General features: G+C 74.5%; 10 protein-coding genes and 1 pseudogene. 6 read left to right on the forward strand and 5 right to left on the reverse strand.

Annotated features, from left to right (window positions below):
* The first annotated feature begins 2 nt into the window (after positions 1 to 2).
* Together IPL61_00715 and IPL61_00720 are read left to right on the forward strand one after the other, a co-directional pair.
* Positions 3 to 1157, forward strand: coding sequence for a response regulator (locus tag IPL61_00715; GenBank protein MBK9029861.1), 1155 nt, complete (start codon positions 3 to 5; stop codon positions 1155 to 1157).
* Between the two features lie 102 nt (positions 1158 to 1259).
* On the forward strand, positions 1260 to 2246 hold the full coding sequence (locus IPL61_00720; protein ID MBK9029862.1) for a glycosyltransferase family 2 protein: 987 nt from the start codon (positions 1260 to 1262) through the stop codon (positions 2244 to 2246).
* On the opposite strand, the gene IPL61_00725 is transcribed toward IPL61_00720, so the two are convergent.
* A complete protein-coding gene (locus IPL61_00725; GenBank protein MBK9029863.1) occupies positions 2174 to 3010 on the reverse strand; it encodes a hypothetical protein in 837 nt (278 codons plus the stop codon). The two genes, IPL61_00720 and IPL61_00725, sit on opposite strands and share 73 nt — an antisense overlap.
* A gap of 31 nt (positions 3011 to 3041) precedes the next feature.
* Here IPL61_00725 and rffA point away from each other — a divergent pair, with 31 nt between their 5' ends.
* Complete coding sequence (gene rffA / locus IPL61_00730) at positions 3042 to 4166, forward strand: dTDP-4-amino-4,6-dideoxygalactose transaminase (protein MBK9029864.1); 1125 nt, start codon at positions 3042 to 3044, stop codon at positions 4164 to 4166.
* Here rffA and rfbA read toward each other — a convergent pair.
* On the reverse strand, positions 4156 to 5028 hold the full coding sequence (rfbA, locus tag IPL61_00735; GenBank protein MBK9029865.1) for a glucose-1-phosphate thymidylyltransferase RfbA: 873 nt from the start codon (positions 5026 to 5028) through the stop codon (positions 4156 to 4158). The genes rffA and rfbA overlap by 11 nt on opposite strands.
* A complete protein-coding gene (rfbB, locus tag IPL61_00740; protein MBK9029866.1) occupies positions 5025 to 6110 on the reverse strand; it encodes a dTDP-glucose 4,6-dehydratase in 1086 nt (361 codons plus the stop codon). The genes rfbA and rfbB overlap by 4 nt, the downstream gene beginning before the upstream one ends.
* A gap of 110 nt (positions 6111 to 6220) precedes the next feature.
* On the opposite strand from rfbB, the gene IPL61_00745 reads away from it, so the two are divergent.
* Genes IPL61_00745 through IPL61_00755 form a run of 3 tightly spaced genes read left to right on the forward strand, consistent with a single transcriptional unit; the run spans position 6221 to position 10244 of the window.
* A complete protein-coding gene (locus tag IPL61_00745) occupies positions 6221 to 7654 on the forward strand; it encodes a glycosyltransferase family 39 protein (protein MBK9029867.1) in 1434 nt (477 codons plus the stop codon).
* A 12-nt stretch (positions 7655 to 7666) separates the two neighbouring features.
* Entirely contained in the window at positions 7667 to 9559 is a 1893-nt protein-coding gene (locus tag IPL61_00750; protein MBK9029868.1) for an acyltransferase, read from the forward strand.
* Between the two features lie 31 nt (positions 9560 to 9590).
* On the forward strand, positions 9591 to 10244 hold the full coding sequence (locus tag IPL61_00755; protein MBK9029869.1) for a class I SAM-dependent methyltransferase: 654 nt from the start codon (positions 9591 to 9593) through the stop codon (positions 10242 to 10244).
* Here IPL61_00755 and IPL61_00760 read toward each other — a convergent pair.
* Together IPL61_00760 and IPL61_00765 are read right to left on the reverse strand one after the other, a co-directional pair.
* Positions 10220 to 11478 (reverse strand): annotated as a pseudogene (locus IPL61_00760) (anion transporter). The gene IPL61_00755 and the pseudogene IPL61_00760 overlap by 25 nt on opposite strands.
* Positions 11475 to 12479 carry a metallophosphoesterase gene (locus IPL61_00765; protein MBK9029870.1) on the reverse strand — a complete coding sequence of 335 codons (1005 nt, stop codon included), beginning with the start codon at positions 12477 to 12479 and terminating at the stop codon, positions 11475 to 11477. The pseudogene IPL61_00760 and the gene IPL61_00765 overlap by 4 nt, the downstream one beginning before the upstream one ends.
* Between the last annotated feature and the right edge of the window lie 14 nt (positions 12480 to 12493).

A 12493-nucleotide genomic window follows, 5' to 3' on the forward strand; every position in this document is an offset into this window, starting at 1 on the left:
CCTTGGTACTGTACGTCGATGACGAGCGCCCCAACCGGGTCGTGTTCGAGCGGTCGTTCGCCGGTCGCTTCCGGATCAAGACCGCGTGCGACGGTGACGAGGCCCTCGCGATCCTGCGGGCCGAGCCGGTCGCCGTGCTCTTGACCGACCAGCGCATGCCCGGGATGAGCGGCGACGAGCTCTTGCGGGTGGTCAAGCGCGACCACGCCGACGTCGTGCGCGTCGTCATCACCGCGTACTCCGACATCGAGCCGATCCTCGCCGCGATCAACGAGGGCCTCGTCGCCCGCTACATCGTCAAGCCGTGGAACCGCGACGAGCTCGACCAGCTGCTGCGCTGGGCGATCGCGGCGTGGGAGTTCTCGCGCGACTCGTCGGCCCTGCAGCACCGCCTGCTCGAGACCGAGCGCCTGGCCACGCTCGGCAGCATCGTCGGCTCGGTCGTGCACGATCTCAACCAGCCGGTCGCCAGCATGCTCATGAACTGCGAGCGGCTGCTGTACCTGATGAAGGCGGTGCCGATCGTGCGTCAGCTCGCGACCGACGCGACCGACCTGTCCGAGAAGGAGCGGACGATCCTCGACGACTTCCTCACCGATCTGCCGGAGATCGTCGACGAGTTCCGCCACTCGACCGAGCACATGCGCGGCATGACCTCCGACCTGCACGAGTTCCTGCGCGGGACCCGGCGCGAGATCGGGACGGCCACGGCCACGGCCCCGGTGCCCGTGATCAAGCACGCGCTCGGCGTGTGCCAGGACGTGGCGGTCCGGGCCCGCGGGTTCCTGCGCTACGACGGCCCGGACTCGCTGCCGGCGGTGCGGATGAGCTCGACCGAGCTGACCCAGGTGCTGATCAACCTGGTCACCAACGCGGCCCAGTCGCTCGGCGACCTCCCGGCCGGCGGCGGCAACGTCGTCGTCAACGCCGATCCCAGCGGCGGCCAGATCCGCTTCGTCATCTCGGACAACGGCGGCGGCATCACGCCCGACGTGCTGCAGAAGGTCGGCACGCCGTTCTTCACGACCAAGCGCCAGGGCACCGGCCTCGGCATCGCGCAGTGCCAGCGCCTGGTCGGCAAGGCCGGCGGCTCGTTCCGGATCGCCAGCGAGGTCGGCAAGGGCACGACCGTCACGTTCACGCTGCCGGTGACCTGAGCCCCGGCCCGCGTTGGGCGTCGCCGGCCACCAGGTGATCGTCGCGAGGAAGTTCGATCGGGCGCGCCGAGCTGGTACAAGCGTGGGGTGAGCGCGTCCGAGCTGGCCCCGCCCGCGTTGCCCCGCGGCCTGTCGGTCGTCATCCCCTGCTACCACAGCGAGGGCTCGATCGGCCTCGTCGTCGAGGCGCTGCTGCCGATCCTCGCCGCGGCGGCGCCGGCCCACGAGGTCATCCTGGTCGACGACGCCTCGCGCGACGGCACCGCGGGCGTGATCGCGGCGCTGGCCCGGGCCCACCCGACGGTCACCGCGATCACGCTCATGCGGAACTTCGGCCAGCACGCCGCGCTCCTGTGCGGGATCCGCGTGGCCCGCTACGACGTCGTCGTCACGATGGACGACGATCTGCAGCACCCGCCGGGCGAGCTGCCGAAGCTGCTGGCGGCGCTGACCGACGACCTCGACGTGGTCTACGGCAGCCCGGCCGCGGAGCCGCACGGGCTCTTGCGCGGCCTGGCGTCGCGCGTGACCAAGTGGGTGCTGCAAGGGGCGATGGGCGCGGCGACCGCCGGCAAGGCCTCGGCCTGGCGCGTGTTCCGCACCCGCCTGCGCGACGCGTTCGCGCACTTCCGGGGCTCGTTCGTGTCGATCGACGTGCTGCTCACCTGGGGCACGCAGCGGTTCACCCACGTCACCGTCCGCCACGACCCGCGCACGATCGGCACGTCGAACTACACGTTCCGCAAGCTGGTCACCCACGCCGTCAACATGATGACCGGGTTCTCGACGATCCCGCTCCAGCTCGCGAGCTGGATCGGGTTCGCGCTGACCGGCTTCGGCGTCGCGATCTTCGCGTACGTGCTGATCCGCAGCCTGGTCGAGGGCGGCAGCCCGCCCGGCTTCCCGTTCCTGGCGTGCCTGATCGCGGTGTTCTCGGGCGCACAGCTCCTGTGCCTCGGGATCATCGGCGAGTACCTGGGCCGCGCCCACTTCCGGCTGCTCGATCGGCCGTCGTATCAGGTGCGCTCGGCGGTGGTCGGCGACGCCGGGGCGCCCGCCGGCGGCGACGCCAGCGTCGACGCGTCGTAGATCCGCGTCGCGCCGACGTCGGTGCGCGTGGGCGCGAAGCCGAACGCCGCGTGCAGGCGCAGCGCCGGCCCGTTGGCGAGCGACACGCGGGTGTCGACCACGACCACGCCCTCGTCGCGCAGGCGCGCCAGCACGCCGGCCCAGAACATCGGCGCCAGCGGGCCGAGCTCCGGCCGGGCGCCGCCGAGCAGGAGCTGCACGCGCGGGCCGCGGCGGCGGAAGCTCATCAGCGCGGCGATCGCGCCGCGGTGGCGGTGGACCCAGACCTCGTCGCCGTTGCCGAGGCTGTCGACGATCCACCGGCGGTAGCGGCCCTGGGCCCGGCCGGGGTGGATGCGCGGGTCCTCGTGGAAGCGCGAGAAGTCGAAGGCGGTCGCCGCCAGCTCGCCCAGCTCGGGGCCGTCGGCGACGGTGGCGGGCGCGACCGCGACCGCGCGCCCGAACACCACCCGGGGGTCGCGCTCGACCAGCGCGAGCGTGAGCGCGGCCGACCGCTCGACCTCGACGTAGCCCGCGGACGCCAGGGCCGCCCGCGCGACGGCGGCGTCGGCGTCGACGCGGGTGGTCGCCAGCGCCGCGCCGACGGTCGCGGCGATCGCGTCGACCTCGGCCAGCGCCGCGGCGAGCTCGGCCGGATCGGCGCCGGCCAGCGCCACCAGCTCGAGCGTCGCGGCGACGCCCAGGCCGGCGGCGTCCCACGGCGTCGGGCGCCAGGTGATCGCGGCGCCGCCGTGGCGGAGGGTGCGCGGCTCGGACGCCGACATGGCGGACCATGCTACTCCTGGGGCGAGCTCGATGACCGCGCCGATCCCGTTCAATCGCCCGCACCGCACCGGCCGCGAGGTCCCGTACCTGACCGAGGCGATCGCCGGCGACCACTGGCGCGGCGACGGGCCGTTCACGCGGCGCGCGTCGGGCCTGCTCTCGGCCCGCCTGGCCGACCTGCCGGTGCTGCTGACGACGTCGTGCACCCACGCCCTCGAGCTGGCGGCGCTGCTGCTCGAGCTGCGCCCCGGCGACGAGGTGATCGTCCCGGCGTTCACGTTCGTGTCGACCGCCAGCGCGATCGCGCTGCGCGGCGCCCGGGTGGTGTTCGCCGACGTCGACCCGCGCACGCTCAACCTCGATCCCGCGGCCGCGGCCGCCCAGGTCGGCCCGCGCACCCGGGCGATCGCCTGCGTGCACTACGCCGGGGTCGCGTGCGACCTCGACGCGCTGACCGGGCTGGGCGTGCCGCTGATCGAGGACAACGCCCACGGCCTGTTCGGGCGCTGGCGCGACCGCCCGCTGGGCACGTTCGGCGCGCTCGCGACCCAGAGCTTCCACGACACCAAGAACCTCGGCTGCGGCGAGGGCGGCGCGCTCGTGCTCGGCGATCCGGCGTACGTCGAGCGGGCCGAGATCCTGCGCGAGAAGGGCACCAACCGGGCCCGGTTCTTCCGCGGTCAGGTCGACAAGTACACCTGGGTCGACGTCGGCTCGAGCTTCCTGCCGGCCGACCTGCTCGCCGCGGTCCTGACCGCGCAGCTCGAGGACGCCGACGTGATCCAGGCCGCGCGCCACGCGGTCTGGGCCCGCTACCACGTCGAGCTGGCGCCCTGGGCCGCGCGCCACGGCGTCCAGCAGCCGCACCTGCCCGACGGCGCCGCCCACCCGGCCCACATCTACTGGCTGCGCGTGCGCGACCTCGCGACCCGGACCCGGCTGCTCGCGCACCTGGCCGAGCGCGGCGTCGGCGCGACCTTCCACTACCAGCCGCTGCACCTGTCCGACGTCGGGCGCCGGGCCGGCGGCGCGGTCGGCGACTGCCCGGTCACGGAGCTCGCGGCCGACACGCTCGTGCGCCTGCCGCTCTACGCCGACCTGACCATGGCCGAGGTCGATCGCGTGATCGCCGCGGTGACCGGGTTCACGCCGTAGCCGCGAGCGCGCGCAGGTACTCGCCGTAGGCGTCGGGCAGCTCGGCGGCCAGGCGCTCGAGCTGCGCGCGGTCGACGTAGCCCATGCGCCAGGCGATCTCCTCGGGGCACGCGATCATCATGCCGGTCCGGTGCTGGATCGCGTGGACGAAGCTCGACGCCTCGAGCAGCGACTCGTGGGTGCCGGCGTCGAGCCACGCGGTGCCGCGGCCGAACACCTCGACCGTGAGCTGGCCGCGCTCGAGGTAGAGCCGGTTGAGATCGGTGATCTCGAGCTCGCCCCGGGGCGACGGCGTGACCTGGGCCGCGAGCGTCGTCACCTGCGCGTCGTAGAAGTACATGCCCGGCACCGCCAGGTTCGAGCGCGGCGCCGCCGGCTTCTCCTCGAGCGACAGCACCCGGCGCTCGGGCAGCGGCCCCAGCTCGACGATCCCGTAGCGGTGCGGATCGCGCACCGGGTACTCGAACACGACCGCGCCGGCCGGCGTCGCCGCGGCCCGCTGCACGGTCTCCTGCAGCCGCGAGCCGTAGAAGACGTTGTCGCCCAGCACCAGCGCGCAGCGATCGCCGGCGACGAAGTCCTTGCCGACCAGGAACGCGTCGGCCAGGCCGCGCGGCTCCGCCTGGACCGCGTACGCGAACCGCATGCCCCAGCGGTCGCCCTCGCCCAGCAGGCGCTGGTACGCCGGCAGATCCTCCGGCGTCGAGATGACCAGCACCTCGCGGATGCCGGCCAGCATGAGCACCGACAGCGGGTAGTAGATCATCGGCTTGTCGTAGACCGGCAGCAGCTGCTTCGACACCGCGCGCGTGATCGGGTACAGGCGCGTGCCGCGGCCGCCGGCCAGGATGATGCCCTTCATGGAGTCCCCCCGGCGTCGCGCGCGCCGTAGTTGAGCGTGAGCCAGCGCCGGAAGTCGTCGCGGTCGCGGATCGCCGCCAGCCACGGCCCGGCGTCGGCGTACCAGGCCACGGTCGCGGCCAGCCCGGTGGCGAGGTCGTGGCGCGGGCGCCAGCCCAGCTCGCGCTCGATCAGCCCGCACGCCAGATCGTAGCGGCGGTCGTGGCCGGGCCGGTCGGCGACGTGGGTGATCAGCTGCCGGTGCGGCACGTGGGGCGAGCCGGGGAAGCGGGCGTCGAGCAGGTCGCACAGCGCGTGGACCAGCGCGAGGTTGGTCGGCTGGTTGCCGCCGCCGACGTGGTAGGTCGCGCCCGGCCGGCCGCGCTCGACGATCGCGACGATCGCGGCGCAGTGATCCTCGACGTGCAGCCAGTCGCGGACCTGCTGGCCGTCGCCGTAGACCGGCAGCGGCTTGCCCGCGAGCGCGTTGGCGATCATCAGCGGGACGAGCTTCTCGGGGAACTGGTACGGGCCGTAGTTGTTCGAGCAGTTCGAGATCGTGACCGGCAGCCCGTAGGTCGTGGCGTAGGCCCGGACCAGGTGATCCGAGGCGGCCTTCGACGCGGCGTACGGCGAGCGCGGCGCGTAGGCCGCGCCCTCGGCTACCGGCGCCGCGTCGGGCGCGAGCGAGCCGTAGACCTCGTCGGTCGAGACGTGGTGGAAGCGCACGACCGTCGGGTCGCGGTCGCGCCAGGCCGCGCGCGCGGCCTCGAGCAGCGTGAACGTGCCGACCACGTTGGTGTGCACGAACGCGCCGGGTCCGGTGATCGAGCGATCGACGTGGGACTCGGCCGCGAAGTGGACGATCGTATCGAACCCGTGCTCGGCCAGCAGCCGATCGACCAGCGGGCGGTCGGTGATGTCGCCGTGGACCAGCGCGTGGCGCGCGGGATCGGGCAGGTCACGCAGGTTCTCGCGGCTGCCGGCGTAGGTCAGCGCGTCGAGATCGACGATCGTGACCGCGGGTCGGGCCGCGAGCAGGTGACGCACGAAGTTCGAGCCGATGAACCCGGCGCCGCCGGTGACGAGCACGCGCTGCAAGATCCAGGATTTTCACCACGCCCGGGCGCGCGGCTCAAGCGCCCTGACCACGGAGCGATCGATGGGCCGGCCCAGCGACCGGATCGCCGCGGCCCTGGGGGTAGAGTGCCGCCGTGCTCGATCGCCGGACCGCCCTCGCGATCACCGCCGCGCTGGTGGTCGGGCTCGCGCTGCGCCTGCACGGCTGGGTCGGCACGATCGCCGCCGACGACCTGACCCACACCTGGGCCGCGGCCCACGTGTGGGACCAGCCGATCGAGCCCGACATGCCGCTGCCGATGGGCTACGACGTCAACGGCCGGCGGGTCGGCGTGAACCTGCCGCTGGCGGTGGGCGCCGCGATCGGCGGCCCGACCGAGCGCAGCTTCGCGGCGGTCACGCTGGTCGAGTCGCTCGTGGGCCTGCTCCTGTGCGCGGCCTGGGCCGGCGCCCTGGGCGGCCGGCGCGCGGCGGCGCTGGCGGCCTGGCTGGCCGCGGTCGCGCCGATCGAGGTGTGGAACTCGACCTTGATCCTCCAGGACGTGCTGTTCGCTGCCGGCCTGGCCGCGGCGATGGCGGGGCTGGCGTGGGGCGCGCGCACCGGCCGGGCGCGGTGGTGGTTCGTCGCCGGGCTCGGCTTCGGCTACCTGCAGTACGTCAAGGAGAGCGCGGCGATCCTGGTCGCCGCGCTGGTCGTCGTCGGCGCCGTGCGCTCGGTCCGCGCGCGCCGGCTCGATCGCGGGACGTTGTGGCTGCTCGCCGGCGTCGCCGCGATGCAGGTCGCGGCCTGCACCTACTGGGCGGCGGTGACCGGCGACCCGCTCTACTACGTGACCAGCTGGCTCCACCGCCAGACCGCGCTCGAGACCGTGCCGGCGATGCGGCCGTTCCCGCACAACCTGCTGCGGATCGGCCTGTACGTCGGCTACCACCAGGTGTTCGGCGTCGGGCTGCTGGTGGCCGGGTTCTTCGGCGTGCGCTGGCTGCGCCGCGGCGACGCGCCGGCGCGGGTGCGCCAGGACGTGGCGCTGATCGCCGCGCTCCAGCTCGCGCTGCTGATCCACATCCTGCGCTGGGGCGCGTGGACCCAGCGCTACATGATGCAGCTGTCGCCGCTGCTGATCTCGGTCGGCGCGGTCGGGCTGGTCGCGGCCTGGGGCGAGCTGGCGCCGCGGCGCCGCCAGCTGCGGTACGCCGTCGTGGTCGCGGCCACCGCGCTCGGGCTGGTGACCGGCATCCCGCAGCACGGCCGGTTCCGCGCCGACGCGCTGCGCGCCACCTCGGCGGCGCTGGCCGCGCCCGAGCTGGCGGGGCTGCCGGTGTACGTCGTGCGCGGATCGCGCCCGGCCCGGTTCAGCGACCGCGCCCTGGCGCTCCTCGACGGCTACCGCCACGACCGCTTCCACGCGGTCGCCGATCCCAGCGCCGTGACCCGCGGCCTGGTCGTCTACAGCTTCCTCGACGGCCACCCTGCCCCGCCGGCGACGCCGCCGGGGCGCCGGGTGTTCGCGACCGCGACCCAGGGCGGCCGCCGCTGGGTCGAGGTCTACGCGGTCGGCGTCCCGTGACGCGGCGGGGCCATGCGCTACCGGGCTGACCTCGACGGGCTGCGCGCGATCGCGGTGACCGCGGTGATCCTCGACCACCTCGGCGTGCCCGGCGTCCGCGGCGGCTACGTCGGCGTCGACGTGTTCTTCGTCATCTCGGGCTACCTGATCACGTCGATGATCGCGCCGGCCGCGCGCGCGCGCCGGTTCTCGATCGTCGACTTCTACCAGCGCCGCGTCCGCCGCATCGCGCCCGCGTTCTTCGCGATGACCGTGGCCTCGTCGGTGGCCGCGTGGTTCCTGATGCCGCCGACCGATCTGGCCCGCTACGGCGCCAGCGTGACCGCGACCTCGACATTTTCCTCCAACGTCTTGTTCTGGCGTCAGGAGGGCTACTTCGACATCGCCGCGCACGGCAAGCCGATGCTCCACACTTGGTCGCTCGCGGTCGAGGAGCAGTTCTACATCGTCTACCCGCTGCTCCTGGCCGCGCTCTTCCGCTGGTGGCCGCGCCGGGTCGGCCCGTGGCTGATCGCGCTGACGGCGGCGTCGCTGGCGGCGTGCGTCTGGACCACCGCGGCCGCGCCGCGGCTGGCCTTCTACCTGATGCCGCTGCGCGGCTGGGAGCTGCTCGCCGGGGCGCTCCTCGCGCTCGACCTGGTGCCGCCCGCCACCCGCGCGTGGCAGCGGCAGCTCGCGGCGACCGCGGGCCTGGGCGCGATCGTCGGCGCGATCGTCGGCTTCTCGAGCGCGACCGCCTTCCCCGGCGTGGCGGCGCTGATCCCGGTCGCGGGCGCGGCCCTGCTGATCTACGCCCACGCCGGCGACGACGCCCCGGCGACCGCGGTCGGCCGGCTGCTGCGGGCCCGCCCGATGGTCTTCGTCGGCGCGATCTCGTACTCGCTGTACCTGTGGCACTGGCCGGCGCTGGTGTTCGCGCGCTCCTGGATCGGCGCGCTGACGCCGGCGCACCTGGCCGCGGTCGCGCTCGCGACGCTGGCGCTGGCGGTGCTGTCGTGGCGGTTCGTCGAGCAGCCGGTCCGCCGGCCGTCGACCTGGGCCACGCGCCGCGCGCTGTTCGGCGGGCTGGCGGCGGCGACCGCGATCACGATCAGCTTCGGCGTCGCGACGTCGGCGACCCACGGCTGGCCCGGCCGGGTCTCGGCCGAGGTCCGCGCGCTCGACCACGCCGCGGCCGACTACAACCACGATCGCCCGCGCTGCCACGGCTACGATCGCCGGCCGATCGCCTACGACGACAAGTGCGTCTACGGCCGGGCCGGGGTCGCGCCGTCGGTGGCGCTGTGGGGCGACTCGATGGCCGCCGAGCTCGCGGTCGCGCTCGGCCGCGAGGCCGACGCCCGCGGCCGCGGCCTCCTGTACATCAGCTACTCGTCGTGCCCGCCGGCCAAGGATCTGGCGTTCGCCGACCGCCCCGGCTGCCGCGCGCACGACCGCGAGGTCCTGGCGCGGCTGGCGGCGTCGGCGACGATCACCACGGTCGTCCTGGTGGCGCAGTACCGTCGCTACGAACGGCTGCTGGGGCCGCGGTTCGTGGCCAGCTTCGGCGAGGTCGCCACGACCCTGACCGCCGCCGGCAAGCGGGTCCTCGTCGTCTACCCGATCCCGACGCCGCCGGGCCGGGTGCCGACGCTCCTGGCCCGGGCCGCGATGCGCGGCCAGGCGCCGACGACGATCGCCATCGCGCGCGCCGCCTACGACGCCGAGAACCGGGCCACGATCGCCGCGCTCGATCAGCTGGTCGCCCAGCCCGGGATCGACGCGATCCGGATCGCCGACCGCCTGTGCGACGCGACCCGGTGCGCGGTCTACGCCGACGGCCGCGTCCTGTACTTCGACGACCGCCACCTGAGCGTGACCGGCGCGGCCTTCGTGATGCCGCTGTTCCGCGCCGCGGTTGAGTGATGGGCCCGGGCGCGGTATCACCGGCGCGCCCATGAGCCAGCGCACCACCGGCCTGCGCGCCGTGCTGTCGAGCGCGGCGGTCTACCAGGGCCTCCAGGACCTGCTCGGCGGCCGCCGGTTCCAGCACCGGCTGGTCAGCGAGTTCGTGCAGCCGCGCCCGGGCACCCGCCTGCTCGACATCGGCTGCGGCACCGCGGCGCTCCTCGAGCACCTCGCGCCCGACGTCGCGTACCACGGCTTCGATCTGAGCGAGCGCTACGTCGCGGCGGCGCGGCGCCGCTGGGGCGCGCGCGGCCAGTTCTGGCAGGCGTCGGTGGCCGACGCGCCGCGGCTGGCCGGCGGCCGGTTCGACCGCGCCACCGCGATCGGCGTGCTGCACCACCTCGACGACGCCGACGCCCGCGGCCTGGTCCGGCTGGCGGCGGCGGCGCTCACCGACGACGGCGCGCTCGTCACCTACGACCCGGCGATCACGTCGGCGACCTCGCGCGCGGCGCGGTTCCTGATCGACCGCGACCGCGGCCAGAACGTGCGCACGCCCGCGGGCTACGCCGCGATCGTCGCCGCCGGGTTCAGCGCGGTCGAGGTCGTGCCGGTCGCGCGCCACCTGCGCATCCCCTACACCGGCTGCGTGATCGTCGCGCGCGGCCCCCGCCGCGATCAGACGCCGAGCCAGCCGGCGTAGCCGACCGCCCGCTCGAGCGCGAGCATCGCGAACGCCAGCGCCAGGCTGGTGATCGTCAACACGACGCCGTAACGCGCGAACCGCCAGAACCCGATCTCGCCGCGCGGGCCGGCGGTCTCGAGCACGATCACGTTGGCCGCCGAGCCCAGGAGCGTCAGGTTGCCGGCCAGCGTCGACGTGACCGCCAGCATGACGTAGCCCCAGGTCGGGTCCGGCAGGCGCGGCACCCACTCGACGGCGATCACCACCAGCGGCACGTTCGAGACCAGGTTCGAGCCGATCGTGACCAGGCCGACGAAGGCGCCGTCGCCGAGCGCGTCGCCGCGGCCCAGCACCGGCGCCAGCGCCGCGAACGCGCGCTCGACCAGGCCGGTGGCGCGCAGCCCGGCGACGACGACGAACAGGCCGGCGAAGAACACCAGGATCGACCAGTCGACCTGGCCCAGGATCCGCCGCGGCGGCACCCGCGCGATCACGATCAGCGCCGCCGCCGCGATCATGGCCGCGCCCGCGAGCTCGTGGCCGGCCAGCGCCAGCGCGACGAACAGGGCCAGCGCCGCGAGCGCCTTGCCGGCCAGGACCCGATCGAACGGCGGCTTCGGTGGCGCGCGCTCGATCAGCGGCCCGGCCGGCAGCTGGCGCCGGAACAGCCAGGTCAGCACCAGCGCGTTGCCGGCCAGGCACGCGACGCCGATCGGCAGCATCAGCGCCAGGTACGCGCCGAAGCCGAGCTCGCCGGCGGCCGCGCGCCCGATGATCATGTTCTGCGGGTTGCCGCTCCAGCTCACGACGCCGCCGAGGTTGGCGGCCGACGCCACGGCCAGCAGGTAGGGCAGCACCGGCAGGCGCGCCGCGACCGCGGCCGCGACGAGCGGCGTGGGCGGCAGCAGGCAGACGGTGTCGTTGAGCAGCAGCGCCGACAGCCCGCCGGCGACCAGCGTCAGCCCCACAGGAGCGCCCGCGCCGAGCCGGCCCGGGTCAGGACCACGTAGGCGGTGTAGCGGAAGAAGCGGGCGTCCTCGAGGTAGGCCGCGATGATCAGCATGCCGAGCAGGAGCGTCAGCACCGGCAGATCGATCGCCGCCATCGCCTGGTCGAAGCCGAGCCCGCCCACCGCCACCATCGCGACCGCGCCGACCAGGGCGCCGGTCGGGCGATCGAGCCCGAGCACGTCGAGCTGCCGGCTGGCGATGATCACGTAGGTGAGGACGAAGACGACCAGCGCGCCGGTCATGGCGACCACGGCAGCGCGAAGCGATCGTCGGCGCGCGGCTCGGCGCGATCGAGCCACGGCGAGTAGGTCTCGACCTCGATGCGGTCGCCGAAGAAGTGGTACAGGCGCAGGTAGCCGGCGCCGCCGAGGTCGTCGCCCTGGTAGTCCTGCAGCACCTCGTGGACCGGGTGGCCGGTGCGCGCGACCGACGTCGCCCGGCCGACGCCATCGACGGCGACGTGGCCGGACAGCACCAGATCGACGTTGGCGCGGTCGGCGATCACCGTCTGCCACAGCTCCTCGCCGTCGGTCACCAGCGGCCACGGCGTGCCGACGTAGCTGTGCGGGTTCCAGGCCTGACCGCCGCCGAACTGCCCCCAGTCGTAGCGGCGATCGTCGTTGTAGAGGTAGGCGTGGGTGACGACGATGACGTGGTCGGCCGGCACCGCGTCGAGGATCTGGTTGGCCCAGTCGAGCACGACCGGGCGCGGGCCCCACTCGAGCGCGAGCACCAGCCAGGCCTGGCCGGCCAGCTCGAGCACCTGGTAGTGGTTGTCGACCGAGCCGGCCTCGAACAGCCCGCCGAAGCTCGGGCGCGCGATCAGCCGATCGACCGGCCAGGCGCTGGCGAGGCCCGACGCCCGCGGTCGCGTGACGTCGTAGTCGTGGTTGCCGGGCACGACCACGAGCGGCGCCACCGCCTCGAGCTCGTCGAACCCGACCGCGGCCCGCTGCCACTCGCCCGGCGTGTTCCACTCGGTCACGTCGCCGACGTGGACCACCAGGCGCAGGTCGAGCTCGGCGGCGTGCTCGGCCAGCCACCGGGTCTGGGCCGCCCAGATGTCGGGGTAGCGATCGAGGTAGACCTGGGTGTCGGGCAAGACCGCCATGGTCCAGGCCGCGTACGGCGGGGTGGCGCCGTCGACGCCAGCGCCCGCGTCGGCGCTCGGCTCGCGCGCCGGCGGGTCCTCGCAGCCGGCCAGGGCCAGCGCGAGCACGACCGTGAGCGCGCGCGGCACCATCGTCCCGAGCGTAG

The sequence above is a fragment of the Myxococcales bacterium genome (assembly GCA_016717005.1).
Lineage (GTDB): Bacteria > Myxococcota_A > Polyangia > Haliangiales > Haliangiaceae > UBA2376.

Bases quoted from the DNA above. Each gene is read 5' to 3' on its own strand.
- rffA (MBK9029864.1), top strand. From the start codon at position 3,042: ATGACCGCGCCGATCCCGTTCAATCGCCCGCACCGCACCGGCCGCGAG.
- IPL61_00755 (MBK9029869.1), top strand. From the start codon at position 9,591: ATGAGCCAGCGCACCACCGGCCTGCGCGCCGTGCTGTCGAGCGCGGCG.
- IPL61_00725 (MBK9029863.1), bottom strand. From the start codon at position 3,010: ATGTCGGCGTCCGAGCCGCGCACCCTCCGCCACGGCGGCGCCGCGATC.
- IPL61_00765 (MBK9029870.1), bottom strand. From the start codon at position 12,479: ATGGTGCCGCGCGCGCTCACGGTCGTGCTCGCGCTGGCCCTGGCCGGC.
- IPL61_00750 (MBK9029868.1), top strand. From the start codon at position 7,667: ATGCGCTACCGGGCTGACCTCGACGGGCTGCGCGCGATCGCGGTGACC.
- rfbA (MBK9029865.1), bottom strand. From the start codon at position 5,028: ATGAAGGGCATCATCCTGGCCGGCGGCCGCGGCACGCGCCTGTACCCG.